The 18,489-nt window shown below is 74.5% G+C and carries 21 protein-coding genes, 1 pseudogene and 1 riboswitch; of the genes and pseudogenes, 11 read left to right on the forward strand and 11 right to left on the reverse strand.

Annotated features, from left to right (window positions below):
- Positions 1-2: 2 nt before the first annotated feature.
- Genes ACTMTB_RS14365 through ACTMTB_RS14385 form a run of 5 tightly spaced genes read left to right on the forward strand, consistent with a single transcriptional unit; the run spans position 3 to position 2,434 of the window.
- Complete coding sequence (locus tag ACTMTB_RS14365) at positions 3-869, forward strand: metal ABC transporter permease (RefSeq protein WP_441145770.1); 867 nt, start codon at positions 3-5, stop codon at positions 867-869.
- 43 nt (positions 870-912) lie between these two features.
- Positions 913-1,212 (forward strand): ArsR/SmtB family transcription factor, encoded by a 300-nt coding sequence (locus ACTMTB_RS14370; protein WP_154942519.1) that lies wholly within the window; start codon positions 913-915, stop codon positions 1,210-1,212.
- Positions 1,209-1,601 (forward strand): Fur family transcriptional regulator, encoded by a 393-nt coding sequence (locus ACTMTB_RS14375; RefSeq protein ID WP_441145773.1) that lies wholly within the window; start codon positions 1,209-1,211, stop codon positions 1,599-1,601. The genes ACTMTB_RS14370 and ACTMTB_RS14375 overlap by 4 nt, the downstream gene beginning before the upstream one ends.
- Positions 1,602-1,651: 50 nt before the next feature.
- The gene (locus ACTMTB_RS14380) at positions 1,652-2,257 is read left to right on the forward strand and encodes a hypothetical protein (protein ID WP_441145775.1); all 606 of its coding nucleotides are present in this window, start codon (positions 1,652-1,654) and stop codon (positions 2,255-2,257) included.
- Positions 2,258-2,266: 9 nt separating this feature from the next.
- Entirely contained in the window at positions 2,267-2,434 is a 168-nt protein-coding gene (locus tag ACTMTB_RS14385; protein ID WP_280838084.1) for a hypothetical protein, read from the forward strand.
- 24 nt (positions 2,435-2,458) lie between these two features.
- Here ACTMTB_RS14385 and ACTMTB_RS14390 read toward each other — a convergent pair whose 3' ends face one another.
- From ACTMTB_RS14390 to ACTMTB_RS14405, 4 genes are all read right to left on the reverse strand, one after another.
- Positions 2,459-4,432 (reverse strand): acyl-CoA dehydrogenase family protein, encoded by a 1,974-nt coding sequence (locus tag ACTMTB_RS14390; protein ID WP_441145778.1) that lies wholly within the window; start codon positions 4,430-4,432, stop codon positions 2,459-2,461.
- 120 nt (positions 4,433-4,552) lie between these two features.
- Positions 4,553-5,053: a DUF6328 family protein gene (locus tag ACTMTB_RS14395; RefSeq protein ID WP_210778447.1), complete on the reverse strand. Its 501-nt coding sequence runs from the start codon at positions 5,051-5,053 to the stop codon at positions 4,553-4,555.
- Positions 5,054-5,143: 90 nt separating this feature from the next.
- Positions 5,144-5,893 (reverse strand): sugar isomerase domain-containing protein, encoded by a 750-nt coding sequence (locus tag ACTMTB_RS14400; protein WP_441145780.1) that lies wholly within the window; start codon positions 5,891-5,893, stop codon positions 5,144-5,146.
- Positions 5,894-5,941: 48 nt separating this feature from the next.
- Positions 5,942-6,772, reverse strand: coding sequence for an alpha/beta fold hydrolase (locus ACTMTB_RS14405; protein ID WP_441145782.1), 831 nt, complete (start codon positions 6,770-6,772; stop codon positions 5,942-5,944).
- Between the two features lie 84 nt (positions 6,773-6,856).
- Positions 6,857-6,962: riboswitch (TPP riboswitch) on the forward strand.
- 75 nt (positions 6,963-7,037) lie between these two features.
- Here ACTMTB_RS14405 and ACTMTB_RS14410 point away from each other — a divergent pair.
- The 3 genes from ACTMTB_RS14410 (at position 7,038) to ACTMTB_RS14420 (ending at position 9,984) form a co-directional block, all read left to right on the forward strand.
- Positions 7,038-7,622, forward strand: a complete 585-nt coding sequence (locus ACTMTB_RS14410; protein ID WP_441145784.1) for an ECF transporter S component — start codon at positions 7,038-7,040, stop codon at positions 7,620-7,622.
- 113 nt (positions 7,623-7,735) lie between these two features.
- Positions 7,736-9,187, forward strand: coding sequence for an ABC transporter ATP-binding protein (locus ACTMTB_RS14415; protein WP_441145786.1), 1,452 nt, complete (start codon positions 7,736-7,738; stop codon positions 9,185-9,187).
- Entirely contained in the window at positions 9,184-9,984 is an 801-nt protein-coding gene (locus tag ACTMTB_RS14420) for an energy-coupling factor transporter transmembrane component T family protein (RefSeq protein ID WP_441145788.1), read from the forward strand. Before ACTMTB_RS14415 ends, ACTMTB_RS14420 begins: the two co-directional genes overlap by 4 nt.
- 497 nt (positions 9,985-10,481) lie before the next feature.
- On the opposite strand, the gene ACTMTB_RS14425 is transcribed toward ACTMTB_RS14420, so the two are convergent.
- Positions 10,482-10,730, reverse strand: a complete 249-nt coding sequence (locus tag ACTMTB_RS14425) for a hypothetical protein (protein ID WP_441145790.1) — start codon at positions 10,728-10,730, stop codon at positions 10,482-10,484.
- Positions 10,731-10,981: 251 nt separating this feature from the next.
- Between ACTMTB_RS14425 and ACTMTB_RS14430 the strand changes: the two genes are divergently transcribed.
- On the forward strand, positions 10,982-11,278 hold the full coding sequence (locus ACTMTB_RS14430; RefSeq protein WP_210778226.1) for an MTH1187 family thiamine-binding protein: 297 nt from the start codon (positions 10,982-10,984) through the stop codon (positions 11,276-11,278).
- Between the two features lie 160 nt (positions 11,279-11,438).
- Positions 11,439-12,881: an NADP-dependent phosphogluconate dehydrogenase gene (gndA, locus tag ACTMTB_RS14435; protein ID WP_441145792.1), complete on the forward strand. Its 1,443-nt coding sequence runs from the start codon at positions 11,439-11,441 to the stop codon at positions 12,879-12,881.
- A gap of 113 nt (positions 12,882-12,994) precedes the next feature.
- On the opposite strand, the gene ACTMTB_RS14440 is transcribed toward gndA, so the two are convergent.
- The 5 genes from ACTMTB_RS14440 to recO form a co-directional block, all read right to left on the reverse strand.
- Positions 12,995-13,762, reverse strand: a complete 768-nt coding sequence (locus ACTMTB_RS14440; protein WP_441145794.1) for a pirin family protein — start codon at positions 13,760-13,762, stop codon at positions 12,995-12,997.
- Positions 13,759-13,980, reverse strand: coding sequence for a thioredoxin reductase (locus ACTMTB_RS14445; protein WP_088960800.1), 222 nt, complete (start codon positions 13,978-13,980; stop codon positions 13,759-13,761). The genes ACTMTB_RS14440 and ACTMTB_RS14445 overlap by 4 nt, the downstream gene beginning before the upstream one ends.
- A gap of 193 nt (positions 13,981-14,173) precedes the next feature.
- Positions 14,174-14,359, reverse strand: a complete 186-nt coding sequence (locus tag ACTMTB_RS14450; protein ID WP_088960799.1) for a hypothetical protein — start codon at positions 14,357-14,359, stop codon at positions 14,174-14,176.
- Between the two features lie 80 nt (positions 14,360-14,439).
- Positions 14,440-15,216: an isoprenyl transferase gene (locus tag ACTMTB_RS14455; RefSeq protein WP_210778233.1), complete on the reverse strand. Its 777-nt coding sequence runs from the start codon at positions 15,214-15,216 to the stop codon at positions 14,440-14,442.
- Between the two features lie 32 nt (positions 15,217-15,248).
- Positions 15,249-16,124 (reverse strand): DNA repair protein RecO, encoded by an 876-nt coding sequence (gene recO / locus ACTMTB_RS14460; protein ID WP_441145797.1) that lies wholly within the window; start codon positions 16,122-16,124, stop codon positions 15,249-15,251.
- A gap of 102 nt (positions 16,125-16,226) precedes the next feature.
- Between recO and ACTMTB_RS14465 the strand changes: the two genes are divergently transcribed.
- Entirely contained in the window at positions 16,227-17,003 is a 777-nt protein-coding gene (locus ACTMTB_RS14465; RefSeq protein ID WP_441145799.1) for a DUF4097 family beta strand repeat-containing protein, read from the forward strand.
- A gap of 193 nt (positions 17,004-17,196) precedes the next feature.
- Here ACTMTB_RS14465 and ACTMTB_RS14470 read toward each other — a convergent pair.
- Positions 17,197-18,405 (reverse strand): annotated as a pseudogene (locus ACTMTB_RS14470) (acyltransferase family protein); the annotation flags it as partial.
- Positions 18,406-18,489: the final 84 nt, after the last annotated feature.

Raw genomic sequence — 18,489 nt, forward strand, 5'->3', positions numbered from 1 at the left:
CCATGGAACTCTTCCAGTACCCCTACATGCAACGCGCGCTGATCGGCGCCCTGGTCATCGGCCTGGCCGCCCCGGCGCTCGGCATCTACCTGGTGCAGCGGCGGCTGACCCTGATCGGCGACGGCATCGGCCACGTGGCGCTGACCGGCGTCGGCGCCGGGCTGCTGCTCAACCGCTCCCCGGTGCTGGTGGCGGTGGTCGTGGCGACCCTCGGCGCGATCACCATCGAGCTGGTCCGGGCGCGCGGACGCACCTCCGGCGACCTCGCGCTGGCACTGCTCTTCTACGGCGGCATCGCCGGCGGGGTGATGCTCGTCGGGCTCTCCGACGCCACCAGCGCCAACCTCAACGCGTACCTGTTCGGCTCGCTCACCACCATCTCGCCGCAGGACCTGATCACCATTGCGGTGCTCGGCGCGGCCATCCTGGTCACCATGCTGGCGCTGCGCCCGGCGCTCTTCGCGGTCTGCCACGACGAGGAGTACGCCCGGGTCGCCGGGCTGCCGGTCCGGACGTTGAACCTGCTGCTGGCGGTGGCCACCGCGGTCACCGTCACCATCGCCATGCGGGCCGTCGGGGTGCTGCTGATCAGCGCCCTGATGGTGGTGCCGGTGGCCACCGCGCAGCAGGTCACCCGGGGCTTCCGCAGCACCATGACGGCGGCCATGGCGCTCGGCCTCTTCGCGGCCGGGTCCGGGGTCTGGGTGGCGGCCACCGCCGACACCGCCCCGGGCGCCTCGGTGGTGCTGCTGGCCATCGCCTCGTTCCTGGTGGTCGCGCTCGCCGCCGCCGGCTGGCGGACGCTGCGCCGGCGGTCCACCCCGACCGGTACGCCGGCGCCCGAGCCGCACGAGGTCGTGCTCCAGTGACACCGCCCCGGCACCTGTCGGTGGTATTGGTTACCGTTGCAGGGTGACCGGCACGAACGGGTACGAGGCCTACGAGGGCGCGGGTGACCTGCTCCGCGCCCTGTCCGCCCCGATCCGGCTGGCGATCGTGAGCGAGCTGGCGCAGGGTGAACGGTGTGTGCACGAACTGGTGGAGAAGCTCGGCGCCCCCCAGCCGCTGGTCTCCCAGCACCTGCGGGTGCTGCGCGGGGCGGGCGTGGTCCGCGGCTCGCGGCGCGGCCGCGAGATCGCGTACGCGCTGGTCGACGAGCACGTGGCGCACATCGTGGCGGACGCGGTGAGCCACGCCGGGGAGGGATCATGAGCGAGGGGGCGCTGCGGAACACGCGGCAGCGCACGGCGGTGAGCTCCCTGCTCGCCGAGGTGGAGGGCTTCCACAGCGCACAGGAGCTGCACGCGATGCTCCGGGACCGGGGCGAGCGGGTCGGGCTGACCACCGTCTACCGCACCTTGCAGGGCCTCGCCGACGCCGGCGAGATCGACGTGATGCGTCCGCCCGGTGGGGAGCACCTCTACCGCCGGTGCAGCGAGGGGCACCACCACCACCTGGTCTGCCGGGCCTGCGGCCGCACCGTCGAGGTGGCCGGGCCGGCGGTGGAGACCTGGGCCGAGCGGGTCGCCGCCCAACACAGGTACGCCGACGTCAGCCACACCCTGGAGATCTTCGGCACCTGCCCGAAGTGCGCCGCCTGACGGCGATTCAGGGGGTGCCCGCCGGGCCGCGTCGTGGCACGCTGTCCGGCGTGAAGATCTACGCTGATCGCTTCCCCGTCGCCCTCCGCCAGCTCCTCACCGACCTGCTCGTCGTCGTCTGGGTGTACGCGGCGATCCGCTTCGCCCTGTGGGTGCACGACCTGGTGCAGAAACTCGCCGTACCCGGACAGAAGCTGGAGGGGGCCGGCGGCGGTCTCGCCGACAACCTGGCCGAGGCCGGCGGCAAGGTCGGCCGGGTGCCGCTGGTCGGCGACGAGCTGACCGCCCCCTTCGAGCGGGCCGCCGAGGCGGCCCGCGCGGTCGCCGACGCCGGCCGGGACCAGCAGGAGCTGGTCGGCCAGCTCGCCCTGGCCCTCGCCATCGCCGTGCTGGTCTTCCCGCTCGCCCTGGTGCTCTTCGGCTGGCTGCCGCTGCGGGTGCGCTGGATGCGCCGGGCCGCCGCGGCGAAGGCGCTCGCCACCGCCCCGGCCGGGCGGGACCTGCTGGCGCTGCGCGCCCTCACCGGGCAGCCGCTGCGCAAGCTGACCAGGATCGATCCGGACGTGGCGGAGGCGTGGCGGCGGGGCGACGACGCCACCGTCGACGCGCTCGCCGCACTGGAGCTGCGCCGACTCGGGCTGCGGGGCGGCCGCTAGGGTGTGGCGGTGCTGTACTTCCTGATCGTCGTCGCCGTGCTGCTGCTCGGGTACGCCGCCGTCCTGGTGAGCTTCGTCCGCAAGGGTCGCAAGATCCCGCCGCAGGCGTACCTGGTGCTCGCCCTGCTCAACGGGCTGATCCTCGCGGCGGTGCTGGCCTGGGCCGTCGCCCGCTGACTTCAGCGACGGCCCAGTCCCTGCTCAGCCGCCCTGACGCGGGATCCGGCGGCGGACGTCCGGCGTGGTCGACGGGCCGGGTGACCAGCGCGCCACCCACGGTGTGTCGGCTGGCGGGGTGAGCACGCCGGACTCCAGGGCGGCGTACCGGCCGGCGAGGATCCGCTTCGCCGCCGCGACGTCGACGGAGTCGGTGTTCTCCCACAGCGCGGTGAACAGCTGCTCCACCCGGACCCGGGCCTGCCGGCAGAACAGGTCGGCCAGCTCGACGTTCTCCGGGCGGGTGTCCCGCTCCGCGTACGCCCGCACGCAGACCGCGGACATCGCGAACAGCTCCGCGCCGATGTCCACCACCCGGCCGAGGAACGCCTGCTTGCGTTCCATCTTCCCCTGCCAGCGGGACATCGCGTAGAAGGTCGAGCGGGCCAGCTTGCGGGAGTGCCGCTCCACCTGCCGCAGGTGACCGGCGAGCGGGCCGAACTCGCCGTACGCGTGGGGGCTCTGTCCTCTGCCGACGGCGAGGGTGGGCAGCCATCTGGCGTAGAAGGCCCCGGCCCGAGCCCCCGCCCTGGCCTTGCGGCCGAGGCCGGCGTCCGGGTCGATGATGTCGCCGGCGACCGAGAGGTGCGCGTCGACCGCCTCCCGGGCGATGAGCAGGTGCATGATCTCGGTGGAGCCCTCGAAGATCCGGTTGATCCGCAGGTCCCGCAGCATCTGCTCGACCGCGGCCGGGCGTTCGCCCCGGGCGGCGAGCGAGTCGGCCGTCTCGTAGCCGCGCCCGCCCCGGATCTGGATCAGCTCGTCGGCGATCTTCCAGGCCATCTCGCTGGCGTAGAGCTTGACCAGGGCCGCCTCGATCCGGATGTCGTTGCGGTCGTCGTCGGCGAGCAGGCAGCAGAGGTCGAGCATGGTCTCCATGCCGTACGTGGTGGCGGCGATGAAGGAGAGCTTCTGGGCGACCGCCTCGTGCTCGCCGACCGGCCGGCCCCACTGCACCCGGTCGGCGGCCCACTCCCGGGCCACGTTCAGCGACCACTTGCCCGCGCCGACGCACATCGCCGGCAGCGACAGCCGACCGGTGTTCAGCGTGGTCAGGGCGATCTTCAGTCCCTTGCCCTCGCCACCGATGACGTTCTCCCGGGGCACGAAGACGTCGTGGAACCGGGTGAGGCTGTTCTCCAGGCCGCGCAGGCCGACGAAGGCGTTGCGCCGCTCGACGGTGATGCCGTCGCTGTCGCCGTCGACCACGAACGCGGTGATGCCGCCGCGCCGCCCCTCGCCGGCCGGCACCCGGGCCATCACCACCAGCAGGGTGGCCACCGTGCCGTTGGTGGCCCAGAGCTTCACCCCGTTGAGCCGGTAGCCGGTGCCGTCGGCGGTCGGCTCGGCGATGGTGGCCAGGCGGGCCGGGTCGGAGCCGACGTCCGGCTCGGTGAGCAGGAACGCGGACACCTCCCCGGCGGCCAGCCGGGGCAGGAAGAGCTGCTTCTGCTCGTCGGTGCCGAACATCTTCAGCGGCTGCGGCACGCCGATCGACTGGTGGGCGGAGAGCAGCGCGCCGATCGCCGGGCTGACCGAGCCGGCCAGCATCAGCGCCCGGCAGTAATGCAGGTTGCTCAGGCCGAGGCCGCCGTACTTGCGGTCGATCTTCATGCCGAATGCGCCGAGCCGGGCCAGCCCCTGGAACACCTCGTCCGGGATGGACGCGTCGCGCTCGATGGCTCCGCCGTCCACCTCGGACCGCAGATACGCGCCGAGCTCGGTGAGGAACCGCTCGGCCCGCGCGTCGTCGTCCGGGTCGGAGCGGGGCCAGGGGTGGATCAGGTCGGGCCGGAACCGGCCGAGGAAGAGCTCCTTGCCGAAGCTGGGCCGGTCCCAGGCGGTTTCCCGGGCCGCCTCGGCGACCTGTCGGGCCTCCTTCTCGGAGACCTGGCCCGCCTCGGCCGGCAGCGGCCCGGCGCCGTCCTCGGTGGGTCGGCTGTTGTGCGTCGTGGTCACGGCTGCCCCCTCGAACCTCGGTCCGGATGCGTCAACGTGCTCGACAAGAGCAACGCTACCCCCGGGTGTTACCCAGGGGTAGCGTTGCGCGCACGTCGGATTTCCCGGCCGGTGACCGGGTCAGTCGCCGGTCAGCACCTGCGGCGCGTCATCGTCGTCGTCGACGTCCTCACCCCAGTTGCGCCGGGCCATCGGCAGGAAGACCCAGAAGGTCAGGAACCACAGCCCGGTGAGCGCGCTCAGCACGAATGCGATCTCGCGCTGCAGCACGAAGTCGGTGATCAGCAGCACCGCGCTGACCATCGAGATCAGCATGAAGGCGAGGCCGGCGCTGGCCATCCGGTGCGCGAAGCGCACCAGCTCGGGCTTGCGGCCCTGGCGGAACAGCGCGCGGTGGAAGGCGACCGGCGAAATGATCATCGCGGTGGCGGCCGCCGCCGACAGCAGCGAGACGATGTAGACGTCCTTCTGGAAGCCGCTGGTCCGGGTGAAGCCGTTGCTGAACGGCAGGGTCAGCAGGAAGGCGAAGAGGATCTGCACGCCGGTCTGGGCGACGCGCAACTCCTGGAGCAGATCGGCGAAGTTGCGCTGCCAGCGCTGCTTCTCGGATTCCTTCGACACGCGTTACCTCCGGAAGAGACGGTACTGCCGACGGGGCTCACCCCGCCGGCAGCAACGCCAATGCCCCAACCGGAGTGGCGCGAAACCGGCTCAGGAACCTCGGCGGATACGGCCGGCGTACCGGGCCTCCAGCGCGGCGTTGTGCTCGTCGCCGCCGATGATGTTCGCCGACAGGTAGACCGGGGGCCGCTCCCCCGCCGCGATCAGCCGGGCCACCGTCTCGGCCACGATCTGCTGGGCCAGCAGGGCCGCGGTGATCGAGGAGACCGCGCCGACCGCACCGCCGTCGGGCAGCGGCAGGGTCGCGTCACCGTACGGGGCGCCGTTGTCCAGAACCACGTCGGCGAAGTCGGCGAGCTTGCGCCCGGACGGGTGGCGCGAGGCCATCCGGCCCGAGTGCTGCGCCGAGGTGATCGCCACCAGCCGGTGCCCCCGCTCGACCACCAGCGACGCGAACTCCACCATCGCGCCGTTGACGCCGGAGTTGGAGGCCAGCACGAAGATGTCCGACGGGCGGACCGGGGCCAGCTCGTAGAGCCGGTGCGCCACGGCCGGGTCGCGCTCCAGGTGCGGCCCGAGGATGCTCGCCGGCTCGCCGCCCAGCAGCACCAGGTCGCGCAGCGCGATCCGGTTGGTCGGCACCAGCCCACCGGCCCGGCCGGCGATCTCCATCGCCAGCGCCTCCGAGTGGCCGGTGCCGAAGGCGTGCACCACCCCGTCGGCGCGCAGCGCCTCGGCGATCAGGTCGGCCGCCCGACCCACCGCCTCCCGCTGGCTCGCCGCCACCCGGCCGATCGTCTCGGTCACCACCGCCAGGTATGCCTCGGCGCTCACCGTCATGCGTTCCTCCGCTCGTCGGTCCTGCTCGTCGGGTGGCCCACGGCGGGCTCAGGCCAGGTCGCGTACCCGGGCCAGGATCGCCTCGGCCAGCGGGGCCGACGCCTCGTCGGGAATCCAGTGGGTGACGCCGGGGAGCGCGACGAACCGGTACGGCCCGGTCACCTGGGCGGCGCAGGCCTCGGCGGCGGTCCGGCCGATCGCGACGTCCTTGTCGCTCCAGACGAAGGTGGTGGGCACCCCGACCGGCCCGGTCCGCGCCAGGTCGGCCTGGGACATGGCCCGGTACCAGTTCAGCGCCCCGGTCAGCGCGCCCGGCTCCCGCATCGGCTCGGCGTACCGGGCCACCCGCCCGGCGTCGCCCACTCCGGAGAGCAGCCGGCGCAGGGCGGCCGCCCGCACGGCCAGCAGCACCTTCTCGGCCTTGCCCGGCTGGCGGAACAGCAGCACGTACGACGAGCGCGCCTTCTGCCCCGGATCGTTCGCCAGCGCGTGCGCCATCGCGGCCGGATGCGGCACGGAGACTGCGGTCAGCGTGCGGACCCGCTCGGGGTGCCCCGCGGCGAGGCCCCAGGCGACGACCGCGCCCCAGTCGTGCCCCACCACGTGGGCCGCCTCGACGCCCAGCGCGTCGAGCAGCGCCACCGCGTCCTCGACCAGCTCCGGCAACCGGTAGGCGGCCACCTCGGTCGGGCGGGCGCCCGGCGAGTAGCCCCGCTGGTCCGGCGCGTACGTGCGCAGGCCGGCGGCGTGCAGCGCCGGCACCACCTCGTCCCACTCGCCGCCGTGCTGCGGGAAGCCGTGCAGCAGCAGGACGGGTTCGCCGCCCTCCGGGCCGCCGGTGCGTACCTCGAACGTCAGCCCTCGCGCCTCGACCCGCATGATCGGCAGCCTACCCAGCCCGGCGGTCGTCCACCCGGGCCGACCGTGGCGGGGTCGGAGCTGTTAGCGTCGACGAGACAACTTCACATCCGACAGGGGAGCGCACAGCGCTGAGAGTGCGGGCACCGCCCGCAGACCCTCGAACCTGATCTGGGTAATGCCAGCGCAGGGAGTTCGGTCGACCTCCAGCCGCGCCGCCGTCCGGTCCCACACCGGGCGCGGCGTGCGTCTTCTCCTGGTTCGATCATTTGGACTGGGAGCACACATGACCAACACCGACAGCAACCGGTGGCGCACCATCGACATCGTCATCGCGGCGGTGCTCGGGGTGGCCTTCGGCATCATCTTCTGGGCCTGGGGCCTGCTCTGGAACGGCCCCGCCGACGCGATCCCGCTGCCCGGCCGGGCGGCCATCTACGGCGTCTGGCTGGTCCCGGCCGTCCTGGGCGGCCTGATCATCCGCAAGCCGGGCGCCGCCTTCTTCACCCTCACCGTCGCCGCGCTGGTCTCGGTGGCGCTGGGCAGCAGCTGGGGCTGGACGCTGGTCATCCAGGGTCCGCTGGAGGCCGCCGCGGCGGAACTCGCCTTCGCCGCCTTCGGGTACCGCGTCTTCCGGCTGCCCGTCGCCCTGCTGGCCGCCACGCTGGCCGGCCTGGCGGCGGCGATCTACGACGTCTTCGTCTGGTACCCGGACACCGCCTGGGGCAGCTTCCGCCTCCCCTACATCCTGATCACCGCCGTCAGCTCCCTGGTGATCGCCGGCCTGGGCAGTGTCGCCCTCACCCGGGCCCTCGCCCGCACCGGCGTCCTCGACCGCTTCCCCGCCGGCCGCGAGCGCGCCGCCATCTGACCGCCCCCCGCTTCGTTGATCAAGAGGTTTGCGTCAACGGGAGCCACCGTCGTGACGCAAACCTCTTGATCACCGGCCGGGAGCCGGGTGGGCCTGGGTAGGGAGGGGGTCGGGTGGGCGCGGTGTTGGTGCGCGGGTTCGGGTGGCGGCACGCCGGGCGGAAGGCGTGGGCCGTGCGCGGGGTGGACCTGCGGATCGAGGCCGGGGAACGGGTCCTGCTGCTCGGGCCGTCCGGGGCGGGCAAGAGCACCCTGCTGGCGGCGCTGGCCGGGCTGCTGCCCGAGGACTCCGGCGAGCAGGAGGGCACCGTCGAGATCGACGGGCTCGACCCGCGCAAGGACCGGGAACGGGTCGGCATCGTCTTCCAGGACCCGGAGACCCAGCTGGTGATGGCCCGCAGCGGCGACGACGTCGCGTTCGGGCTGGAGAACCGGGGGGTACCGGCCGAGGAGATCTGGCCGCGGGTGGACGAGGCGTTGCGCCGGGTCGGCTTCCCGTACGACCGGGACCGGCCCACCGCGGCGCTCTCCGGCGGCGAGCAGCAGCGCCTGGCCCTGGCCGGCGCGCTCGCCCTGCGCCCCGGCCTGCTGCTGCTCGACGAGCCGACCGCCAACCTCGACCCGGCCGGCGCCGACCTGGTCCGCCGGGCGGTCGCCGGCGCGCTGTCCGCCGACACCACCCTGATCCTGGTCGAACACCGGGTCGCCGAGGCGCTGCCGCTGGTCGACCGGGTGGTGGTGCTGGAGCCGGGCGGCGGCGTCCGCGCGGACGGCCCGCCGGAGGCGGTCTTCGCCGCGCACGGCGAGGCCCTGGCCGCCGAGGGCGTCTGGGTGCCGGGCCGGACCATCCCGCCCCGGCACGCCACCACGCCGCCCGGCGCGGAGTTGCTCACCGCCGACCGGCTCGGCCTGCCGCCCCGGCTGGCCCCCACCGACCTGCGGGTACGCGCCGGCGAGGCGCTCGCCGTGCTCGGGCCCAACGGCGTCGGCAAGTCCACCCTGGCCCTGCTCCTCGGCGGGCTGCTCCGCCCCGGCGTCGGCCGGGTCACCGCCACGGCCGCGCTGGCCGGGGCGGACGACCGCACTCCCCCGCACCGCTGGCGGGCGCCCGCGCTGACCCGCCGGATCGGCTCGGTCTTCCAGGACCCGGAGCACCAGTTCGTCACCGCCACCGTCTTCGACGAGCTGGCGCTCGGCCCCCGCCGGACCGGCCAGTCCGAGCCGGCGGTACGCGCCACCGTGGACGCCCTGCTGGACCGGCTGCGGCTGACCCGGCTGGCCGGGGCGAACCCGTACACCCTCTCCGGCGGGGAGGCGCGGCGACTGAGCGTGGCGACCGCGCTGGCCACCGCGCCCCGCCTGCTGATCTGCGACGAGCCGACCTTCGGCCAGGACCGGCGCACCTGGCGGGAGCTGCTCGACCTCTTCGCCGAGCTGCGCGACGCCGGGCACGGCGTCGTCACCGTCACCCACGACGCGGACTTCGTCGCCGCGCTCGCCGACCGCACCGTCACCCTGAACCGGCGGCCCGACCCGGCCGACGGCGACTCCGGGCGACGCCCGTGATCAGCCTGGAACCCGTCGCGGCGCCCGGCGCGCCGCTGGCCCGGCGCAACCCGGTGGCGAAGCTGGCCGCCGCGTTGGTCTTCTCGGCCGTCCTGGTGGCCACCCTGGACCCGGTCGCCCCGGCCATCGCGATCGCCGTGGAGCTGGCCGTGCTGCCGCTGTTCGGGATCCGGTACCGGGTGCTGGCCCGGCGGGCCCTGCCGCTGCTGGCCGCCGCGGCCGGCATCGTGGTCACGCTGGTGCTCTTCGCCGCCGACCGGTCCGGCCGGGTGCTGCTGGACGCCGGGCCGCTGCTGGTCACCTCGGGGGTGCTGGTGACCGCGCTCGGGCTGGTGCTGCGGATGTTCGCGGTGGCCCTGCCGGGCGTGATCGTCTTCGCCACCACCGACCCGACCGACCTGGCCGACGCGCTGGTGCAGAACGCGAAGGCGCCGGCCCGCTTCGCCATCGGGACGCTGGCCGCGTTCCGGCTGGTCCCGCTGCTCGGCCAGGAGTGGCAGATGATCGAGATGGCCCGCCGGGCGCGCGGCGTGGACGCCGGGCGCAACCCGGTGGCGAAGCTACGGCTGTTCGTGTCGACCGCGTTCGCCCTGCTGGTCGGGGCGATCCGGCGGGGCACCCGGCTGGCGGTGGCGATGGACGCCCGAGGCTTCGACGCCGGCACCCCGCGCACCTTCGCCCGCCAGCAGCGGTTCGGCGTGGCCGACGGGCTGCTCGTCGCCGGGGCGGCCGTGCTGGGGGGTGCGGCGATCGCGGTCAGCGTCGCGCTCGGCACCTTCCGCCCGCTGATCGGCTGACCCGGCGCGACCAGGTCCCGCACCGGGCGGCCCGCTGATCGGGTCCGGCCGGGCGGCCCGGTGGTCGGGTCCGGACCGGGCGGCCCGGTGGTCGGGTCCGGCCGGGCGGCGCCGGCGGCCCCCTCGGCCAGCCACTGGTGGAGGGAAGGTCTCCGGTGAGCGCGATACCTCAGAGGCATCGTGATACCTCAGAGGTATCACGCTCGTCGCGGTCATACTCCGGGCCCGCGACACGCCGGACGGGGCTCACCGGGCCGCGCTGCCGTCGGTCGCCATGGCCAGCGGCGGCATGGCGATCGGCGCCGCAGGGCCATGCTGGACGCGGCACGCGCGCCGAGCCAGAAGCTCAGACCCCGGCTGCGCCTGGCGCCGCCGGTGCGCCAGCCGACGGGTCGCCGCACCGGAGCGCCGGAACGGGTGCCGCCGGCAACCGCACCACCAGCCCGTCGCGCGGGAAGTCGAGCGGCCCCGCCGGCATCCGTATCAGCGGGCGCCGGTCAGCTGCGGCGGAAGGCGTACCGGCGGGTCTGGCCACGGGCGGCGGTGGAGCCGCCGCGCACCGGCGGGCCGGTCCACGGCGGCGTCGCCGGGGCGGGCCGGGCGGCGGCGGGCGCGGAGCCGGTCTCCTCGGGCAGGGTGACCGGGGCGGCGGGCGCCACGGTGAGCGCGTCGAGATCCGGCGGGCTCACCGCCACCTTGGCCGGCGCCGACGGGCGGGACTTCTTCGGACTGCGCTTGGCGGGCATACGCTGCCTCCTTCGGATGCGGGGACCGCGCCGCGAGGCGGGCGGTCGGCGGGCAGGGAACGGCCCGGGCGGCCCGACCACGGAGACACCACCCGTACGGAAAAGGTGGGGAATGCGGACGCCCGGCGCGGCCGGACCCCCGACGACGCGGCGGGCCCGACTGGCTGAAGGTGGGGCGTCAGATACGCATGCCGAGAGGCTAACCCACCGACGGCGGCGGCCGCAGCCGATTTACTGGCACCATCGGCGGCATGCTGATCGCGTTCTCGATTACCCCACTGGGCGTCGGCGAGTCCGTCGGCGACCTGGTCGCCGAGGCGGTCCGAGTGGTCCGCGCCTCCGGCCTGCCCAACCGCACCGACGCCATGTTCACCACCGTCGAGGGTGAGTGGGACGAGGTGATGGCGGTGGTCAAGCGGGCGGTCGACGTGGTGGCCGAACAGGCGCCCCGGGTCAGCGTGGTGCTCAAGGCCGACGTGCGACCCGGCGTCACCGACGCGCTCACCGGCAAGGTGGCCCACGTCGAGGCCCGCCTGGCCGAGGGCTGACCCCGGCCGGCGCCGCCGCCGGCCGGCCCGGCTGGTCCCGCCGCCCGGCGCCCGCGACGGCCCGCTCCGCGCCGCTCACCGAGCGTCGATGTCCGGACCCTGGCGGCCGGTGGCCGCGATACGGTCGCAGGACGGCAGGCCGACGAGAGGTGGCGGACGGATGGCTCAGCAGGCGACGGCGCAGATCGGGGTCACGGGGCTGGCGGTGATGGGCCGCAACCTGGCCCGGAACCTGGCCCGCAACGGCTTCACGGTGGCCGTGCACAACCGCTCCCCCGAGCGCACCCGCAGCCTCCTCGCCGAGCACGGCGGCGAGGGCACCTTCGTCGGGTCCGAGTCCCTCGCGGACTTCGTCGCCACTCTGGAGCGGCCCCGCGCGGTGATCGTCATGGTGAAGGCCGGCGGCCCCACCGACGCGGTGATCGACGAGCTGGTCCCGCTGCTGGAGGAGGGCGACATCGTCGTCGACTGCGGCAACGCGCACTTCGCGGACACCCGCCGCCGGGAGGAGACGCTGCGCGGGCACGGGCTGCACTTCGTCGGCACCGGCGTCTCCGGCGGGGAGGAGGGGGCGCTGCACGGCCCGAGCATCATGCCCGGCGGCTCCGCCGAGTCGTACGCGAAGCTCGGGCCGATCTTCGAGAAGATCGCCGCGCAGGTGGACGGCGTCCCGTGCTGCCGGCACATCGGCCCGGACGGCGCCGGCCACTTCGTGAAGATGGTGCACAACGGCATCGAGTACGCCGACATGCAGCTCATCGCCGAGGCGTACGACCTGCTGCGGGCGGGGCTGTCGGCGAGCCCGGCGGAGATCGCCGGCATCTTCCGGGACTGGAACACCGGCGAGCTGGAGTCCTTCCTGATCGAGATCACCGCCGACGTGCTGGCACACACCGACGCGGCGACCGGCCGGGCCTTCGTCGACGTGGTGCTCGACCAGGCCGAGCAGAAGGGCACCGGCCGGTGGACCGTGCAGAGCGCGCTCGACCTGGGCATCCCGATCACCGGCATCGCCGAGGCGACCTTCGCCCGGTCGCTGTCCGGCCACGCCGACCAACGCGCCGCCGCCCGCCGGGCCTTCGCCGACGCCGGCGAGAAGTGGCAGGTCGAGGAGCGGGAGACCTTCGTCGAGGACGTTCGGCGCGCGCTGCTGGCCAGCAAGATCGTCGCGTACGCGCAGGGCTTCGACCACATCCGCGCCGGCAGCCGCGAGTACGACTGGGACATCGACCTCGGCGGCACCGCCACCATCTGGCGGGGCGGCTGCATCATCCGGGCCCGCTTCCTCGACCGCATCCGCGAGGCGTACGACGCCCAGCCGGACCTGCCGACGCTGCTGGTGGCGCCGTACTTCGCCGAGGCGGTCGGCGCCGGGGTGCCGAGCTGGCGGCGGGTGGTCGCCGACGCCGCCCGGGCCGGCGTGCCCACCCCGGCGTTCTCCTCGTCGCTGGCCTACTTCGACGCGCTGCGCGCCGAGCGGCTGCCGGCGGCGCTGATCCAGGGCCTGCGGGACAACTTCGGGGCGCACACCTACCACCGGGTCGACCGGGAGGGCTCGTTCCACACCCTCTGGGCCGGCGACCGCTCCGAGGTGGCGGGCTGAGGCGCGGCTGATCGACACCGGTTTGCGGCGTGTCGCGGTGTCCCGAGCCGGGGACACCGCGACACGCCGCAAACCGGGGCCGACGGCGCGGGCGGGCGGGCGGTGAGGCCGGCTCAGGCGAGGGTGGCGTGCATCTCCCAGACCAGGATCTCGGCGGGCTCGGTGGCGCTGACCCGGTGGCCGCCGGTCATCGTGATCCGGGCGGCGTCGCCCTCGCCGAGCCGGCCGGCGCCCTCCAGCGTCACCGCGCCGCTGGGCACGTAGAGGTGCAGGTAGGGCGCGTCGGGCAGGGTCACCTCGTCGCCGGCGGCGAGCCGGGCGGCGTGCAGGGTGGCGTACCGGTTGCGGATCCGGATGGCCGAGGCGCCGTCGTACCGGTCCATGCCGGAGGCGACCGGCACCAGGCCGCCGCGCAGCAGCTCGTCACCGATCTCCAGCTGCTCGTAGCCGGGGTCGACGCCGTCGGTGTCGGGCACCACCCACATCTGCACGAAGTGGACCGGGTCGCCGTGCGGCTCCCGGCCGTCCAGCCGCCAGGAGTCGTTCTTCTCCGAGTGCAGGATGCCGGTGCCGGCGCTCATCCGCTGGGCCAGCCCGGGATAGATGACCCCGCTGTGGCCGGTGGAGTCCTGGTGCACCAGCGAGCCGCGCAGCACCCAGGTCACGATCTCCATGTCCTCGTGCGGGTGGGTCTCGAATCCGGTGCCCGGGTGGACGATGTCGTCGTTGTTGACCAGCAGCAGGCCGTGGTGGGTGTTGGCCGGGTCGTAGTGCCGGGAGAACGAGAAGGAGTGCTTCGAGTCGAGCCAGGACAGTCGGGTCTTGAACCGGTCCTCGGCCCGGCGGACGTCCACCGCCGGGCTCGGCACCAGCGCGGTCACCAGGCCCGCTGCCCGGTCTCGTTCGGCGCCCAGGTCAGCGCCGGTTCACCGGTGGCCAGTTCGGCGATCTCGCCGGAGCGCACACTCGGGGCGTGCCCCAGCTCGGCGCAGTGCTGCTCGGCGATCTCGGCGCAGATCCCGGCGACCTGTTCGCAGATCGGGCTGCCCAGGTCGGCGGCGTTCAGCGCCATGATCATCTTGTACCGGAGATCCGGCATCCCCACCCCCGTGGCGGACGCGCCCGGGCGGCGCGCCCTGCGCCGATCGTACGCGCGCGGGCCGCGCCGACCGGCCGGAACGCGTCAGCGCCGCCCCCGAGGGAGCGGCGCCGACGGCGTGGTGCGGGTCGCTGGTGAGCGCGAGGAACGCAGCGCAGCGGAGTCCCGCAGTCGTGAACGAAAGGCAGGCCGGTCACCAGAACCGGCGACGCTTGGCCTTCTGCGGACGCAGCATGTCCGCGCCCTTGCTGAGCAGTCGGCTCACGCCGGTCGGGCCCCGGCGGGCCTCCAGCGTGTGGCTGAGCCGGCGCGCACCGGCCGCGGCCAGCGGCACGGCGACCGCCATGACCGCCCACTGGGCAATCCGCTTCTGAATCATGTGGGTTCACCTCCGCGTCTTGGCTGCTACCTCAAGAGGTACCCCACCCGACGCTCGGACAATCACGAGCCCGGCGACGTCTACACCTGGGGGGCGACCGGGTTGGGCAGCGCGCCCCCGAACCGGCGGTCCCGCTGCGCGTACAGCTCGCAGGCGTACCAGAGGTGCCGGCGGTCGAAGTCCGGCCAGAGGGTGTCGAGGAACACCAGCTCCGCGTACGCCGTCTGCCAGAGCAGGAAGTTGGAGATCCGCTCCTCACCGGAGGGACGCAGGAACAGGTCCACCTCCGGGATCTCCGGGTGGTAGAGGTACTTCGCCACCGTCTTCTCGTTGACCTTCGCCGGATCGAGCCGACCGGCGGCCACGTCGCGGGCGATCGCGGCGGCGGCGTCGGCGATCTCCGCCTGGCCGCCGTAGTTCACGCAGAACTGCAGGGTCAGCGTCGAGTTGCCCCGGGACATCTCCTCGGCGGTCTGCAACTCGGAGATGACGCTCTTCCACAGCCGCCCCGCCCGGCCCGACCAGACCACCCGCACGCCGAGGTCGACGAGCTGGTCGCGGCGGCGGCGGATGACGTCCCGGTTGAAGCCCATCAGGAACCGGACCTCGTCCGGCGAGCGCCGCCAGTTCTCCGTGGAGAACGCGTACGCCGACAGGTAGGGAATGCCCAGCTCGATCGCGCCCTCGATGGTGTCGAAGAGGCTGAACTCCCCCGCCTCGTGACCCTTGGTGCGGGGCAGGCCGCGCTCCTTGGCCCACCGGCCGTTGCCGTCCATCACCACCGCGACGTGCTTCGGCACCGCCTCGGCGGGCAGCGCCGGCGGCCGGGCGCCCGACGGGTGCGGTGTCGGCGGCACCGGCGCGCGCCGGCCGGCCCTCAACGATCGGATCACTCGGTCATCTCCCTGTCCACGCCGTCCACGCCGGCCCCGACGCCGGGCGGCGGCGGGACCGGACCGGCCACGCCACCGCCGGGTGACGGGACCGCGCCGGCCGCCGGGGCACCCCGGTCGACCAGCGGCAGCGAGCGTAGCGCGCGCTCCAGGTGCCACTGCAGGTGCGCCGCGACCAGGCCGCTGCACTCCCGGCGTACGCCGGTCTCGGTGGCGTCGGCGACCCGCCAGTCGCCACTGGTCAGCGCGGACATCAGGTCGATGGTGGCCGGCGCGGGGTGGGCAGCGCCCGGCGGCCGGCAGTCCGGGCAGACCGCACCGCCGGCCGGTACGGAGAAGGCCCGGTGCCGCCCCGGCGTGCCGCAGACCGCGCAGGCGATCAGCGCCGGCGCCCAGCCCGCCAGCGCCATCCCGCGCAGCAGGTACGCGTCGAGGACCAGCGTGGTGGCGTGGCTCCCGTCGGCCAGCGCCCGCAGCGCGCCGAGGGTGAGCTGGAACAGCCGCAGCGAGGGTTCCCGCTCGACCGGGGTGAGCCGCTCCGCGGTCTCGGCGATCGCGCTGGCCGCGGTGTAGCGGGGATAGTCGCTGAGGAACCGCTTGCCGTAGAGGTCGATCCCCTCGACCTGGCTGACCGTGTGCAGCGAGCTGCCCTGGTTGCCCTTCGGGTCGCCGGCGAGCTGCACGTCGACGTGGCCGAACGGCTCCAGCCGGGCGCCGAACTTGCTGGTGGTGCGCCGGATGCCCCGGGCCACGGCACGCAGCCGGCCGTGCCGGCGGGTCAGCAGGGTGATGATCCGGTCGGACTCGCCCAGCTTCTGCACACGCAGGACCACCGCGTCGTCGCGGTAGAGCTGGCGGCGGTACCCGGGCATCGGGCCATTCTCCCTCGGGGTGGGAAATCAGGGTCGGTTCGGGGTGGACCGGCGTCGCGTCCCCGATGTGCGGCGGACGGGACCGGCCGTAGGTTGCTGACCATGGCTCTTCCCCGCACCGCCGTCGCCCTGGGCGCGGCCGCCACCGTCATCCTCGCCGCCGGGTGCGACACGCTCTCCTTCCGGCGGCTGGACTTCGACCACACCGAGGCGGTGCGGATCAGCACGATCACCGTACGGCCGGGCGCGGGCGACGTGGTGGTCCGGGCCACCGGGCCGGCCACCGAGGTACGCATCAAGCGGGTGTTGCGCTACCAGGGCGACCAGCCGCGCACCACGTACGAGGTGCGGGGCGACGAGCTGGTGCTGGACGCGGAGTGTGGCCCCCGCTGCTCGGTGTCGTACGAGGTGACCGCCCCGGAGGGGGTCCGGGTGCGGGGCGAGACCGGCTCCGGCGACGTCGAGCTGAGCCGGGTCGGTGTGGTGGAGCTGGCCCTCGGTTCGGGCAACATCCGGGTGGCCGGCGCCACCGGCCCGGTACGCGCCACGACGGGCTCCGGGAACATCGAGGTGGAGGACGTGGCCGCCCCGGTCGAGCTGCGCGCCTCGTCGGGCGACATCACCGGGCTGCGGCTGCGGGGCCAGGTGAACGCCGAGGCCGAGTCCGGCAACGTGACGATCGAGCTGGACGAGCCCGCCTCGGCGCGGGCCCACGCCTCCAGCGGCGACGTCGAGGTGCTGGTGCCCGCCGGCCGGTACCGGGTGCGGTCCAGCACCGGGTCGGGCGACAGCGACCTGGGGGTGCCGAACGATCCGGGGGCGTCGCTGATGCTCGACCTGAGCACCGGCAGCGGGAACGTGCGGGTCAGCCAGCGTTGATCTCGACGGTGGCCAGCTCGGCCACCCGGGGGGCGGGGACCACGGCCCGGCCGGCGGCGCCGACCGTCGACCGCTCGCGCCGCTTTTCGCCGGGCCCGGTGGCCGGCCGTCCGGCCGTACCCGCCGGGCCGGCCGGCACGCCGAGCGTCCGGACCGGCCGGGCCGGCGTCCGGGAGCCGGCCGGCGCGGGACTCACCGGCACGGCGGGTACGCCCCGGTCGGCGGCCACCGGCGCCGAGCTCAGCGGCACGGGTACACCCCGGCGGGCGGCCACCGGCGCCGGGCGCACCGGCCCGGCGGCCTCCTGGCGATCGTCGCCGGCGCCGAGACAGGGGCCGACCACTCGCGGCGGAAGGGCGGTGGCCGGCGCCTCGACGGTGTGAGCCGGCCGGGGCGCACGCCGCCGCCCGCCCGGCACCAGCTCGGGCCGGCGCCGGGCGGCCACGTCCTCCACCCAGCCGACCAGCAGGGTCACCACCCCGACCAGGGCGAAGACCAGCACCACCCGGATGGCCAGGCCGAACGGGTCCTCGTGCGACCAGCCGACCACGTCGACCAGCGGGGTGAGCAGCACCACGAACGACATGTGCCAGAGGTAGACGGTCAGCGCCCGGCGGTTGAGCACGGTGACCGCCCGGCTGAACAGCGGGCTGCGCTCGATCCAGTGCGCCGTGGCCGGGGCCCGGCCCAGCAGGACCAGGATGAACGCCGCGGACCAGAGCGCGTTGCCCAGGTCGATGTCGTTGAGGTCGAAGCCACGCGGCCCGGGATGGGTGACGATCCAGGCGGCGCCGGCGCCCGCCAGGGCCAGCGCGGTCGGCAGCAGCACCCGGTTGGTGAGCCGGCGCAGCAGGCCGTCGTGGTGGGCGAAGCCCAGCAGCCAGGCGCCGAAGTAGACGCCGAACTCGCGCAGCGGGACCGGCGCGGCGGGCAGCAGACCCAGCTCGATCACTAGCAGCAGCGCGTACGGCAGGGCCAGGGTGGCGACCGGCGCCCGGCGGAACAGCCACAGGGCGACCGGTGAGGCGAGCAGGAACCAGAGGTAGTCACGCAGGTACCAGATGGGGCTCAACGCCAGCGCGCCCCAGTGGTTGGCCGGCGGGTCGGCGACCGGGAAGAGCCAGAGCAGCACCTTCGGGCCCGGCGACAGGCCGGTCATCAGCATGGCGGGCACGAGGACGACCGCGACCACCCAGAGCGAGGGCAGCAGGCGACGCAACCGGCGCAGCAGCGCGGCCGGGCCGGAGCGGTCCAGCGAGGCGGCCATCAGCGACCCGGCCAGGGCGAACATCACCGCCATCGCCGGGAAGACGAGGGTCAGCGACGCCCAGCCGGTGACGTGGTAGACCACGACCCGGAGGATGGCCAGGAAGCGGAGCAGGTCCAGGTATCGGTTGCGCATCAGCCTGCATCTATGTCGGGGGCGGCGGAGCAGAACCGCTCCCTACCCTCCGACCTCACCCCGCCAAACGGCCGTTGGCCCCGG

This window comes from Micromonospora sp. L32, assembly GCF_052068055.1.
Lineage (GTDB): Bacteria > Actinomycetota > Actinomycetes > Mycobacteriales > Micromonosporaceae > Micromonospora > Micromonospora purpureochromogenes.

Bases quoted from the DNA above. Each gene is read 5' to 3' on its own strand.
- ACTMTB_RS14400 (WP_441145780.1), bottom strand. From the start codon at position 5,893: ATGACGGTGAGCGCCGAGGCATACCTGGCGGTGGTGACCGAGACGATC.
- ACTMTB_RS14365 (WP_441145770.1), top strand. From the start codon at position 3: ATGGAACTCTTCCAGTACCCCTACATGCAACGCGCGCTGATCGGCGCC.
- ACTMTB_RS14410 (WP_441145784.1), top strand. From the start codon at position 7,038: ATGACCAACACCGACAGCAACCGGTGGCGCACCATCGACATCGTCATC.
- gndA (WP_441145792.1), top strand. From the start codon at position 11,439: ATGGCTCAGCAGGCGACGGCGCAGATCGGGGTCACGGGGCTGGCGGTG.
- ACTMTB_RS14405 (WP_441145782.1), bottom strand. From the start codon at position 6,772: ATGCGGGTCGAGGCGCGAGGGCTGACGTTCGAGGTACGCACCGGCGGC.
- ACTMTB_RS14425 (WP_441145790.1), bottom strand. From the start codon at position 10,730: ATGCCCGCCAAGCGCAGTCCGAAGAAGTCCCGCCCGTCGGCGCCGGCC.
- ACTMTB_RS14445 (WP_088960800.1), bottom strand. From the start codon at position 13,980: ATGCCGGATCTCCGGTACAAGATGATCATGGCGCTGAACGCCGCCGAC.
- ACTMTB_RS14430 (WP_210778226.1), top strand. From the start codon at position 10,982: ATGCTGATCGCGTTCTCGATTACCCCACTGGGCGTCGGCGAGTCCGTC.
- ACTMTB_RS14375 (WP_441145773.1), top strand. From the start codon at position 1,209: ATGAGCGAGGGGGCGCTGCGGAACACGCGGCAGCGCACGGCGGTGAGC.
- recO (WP_441145797.1), bottom strand. From the start codon at position 16,124: ATGCCCGGGTACCGCCGCCAGCTCTACCGCGACGACGCGGTGGTCCTG.
- ACTMTB_RS14465 (WP_441145799.1), top strand. From the start codon at position 16,227: ATGGCTCTTCCCCGCACCGCCGTCGCCCTGGGCGCGGCCGCCACCGTC.
- ACTMTB_RS14450 (WP_088960799.1), bottom strand. From the start codon at position 14,359: ATGATTCAGAAGCGGATTGCCCAGTGGGCGGTCATGGCGGTCGCCGTG.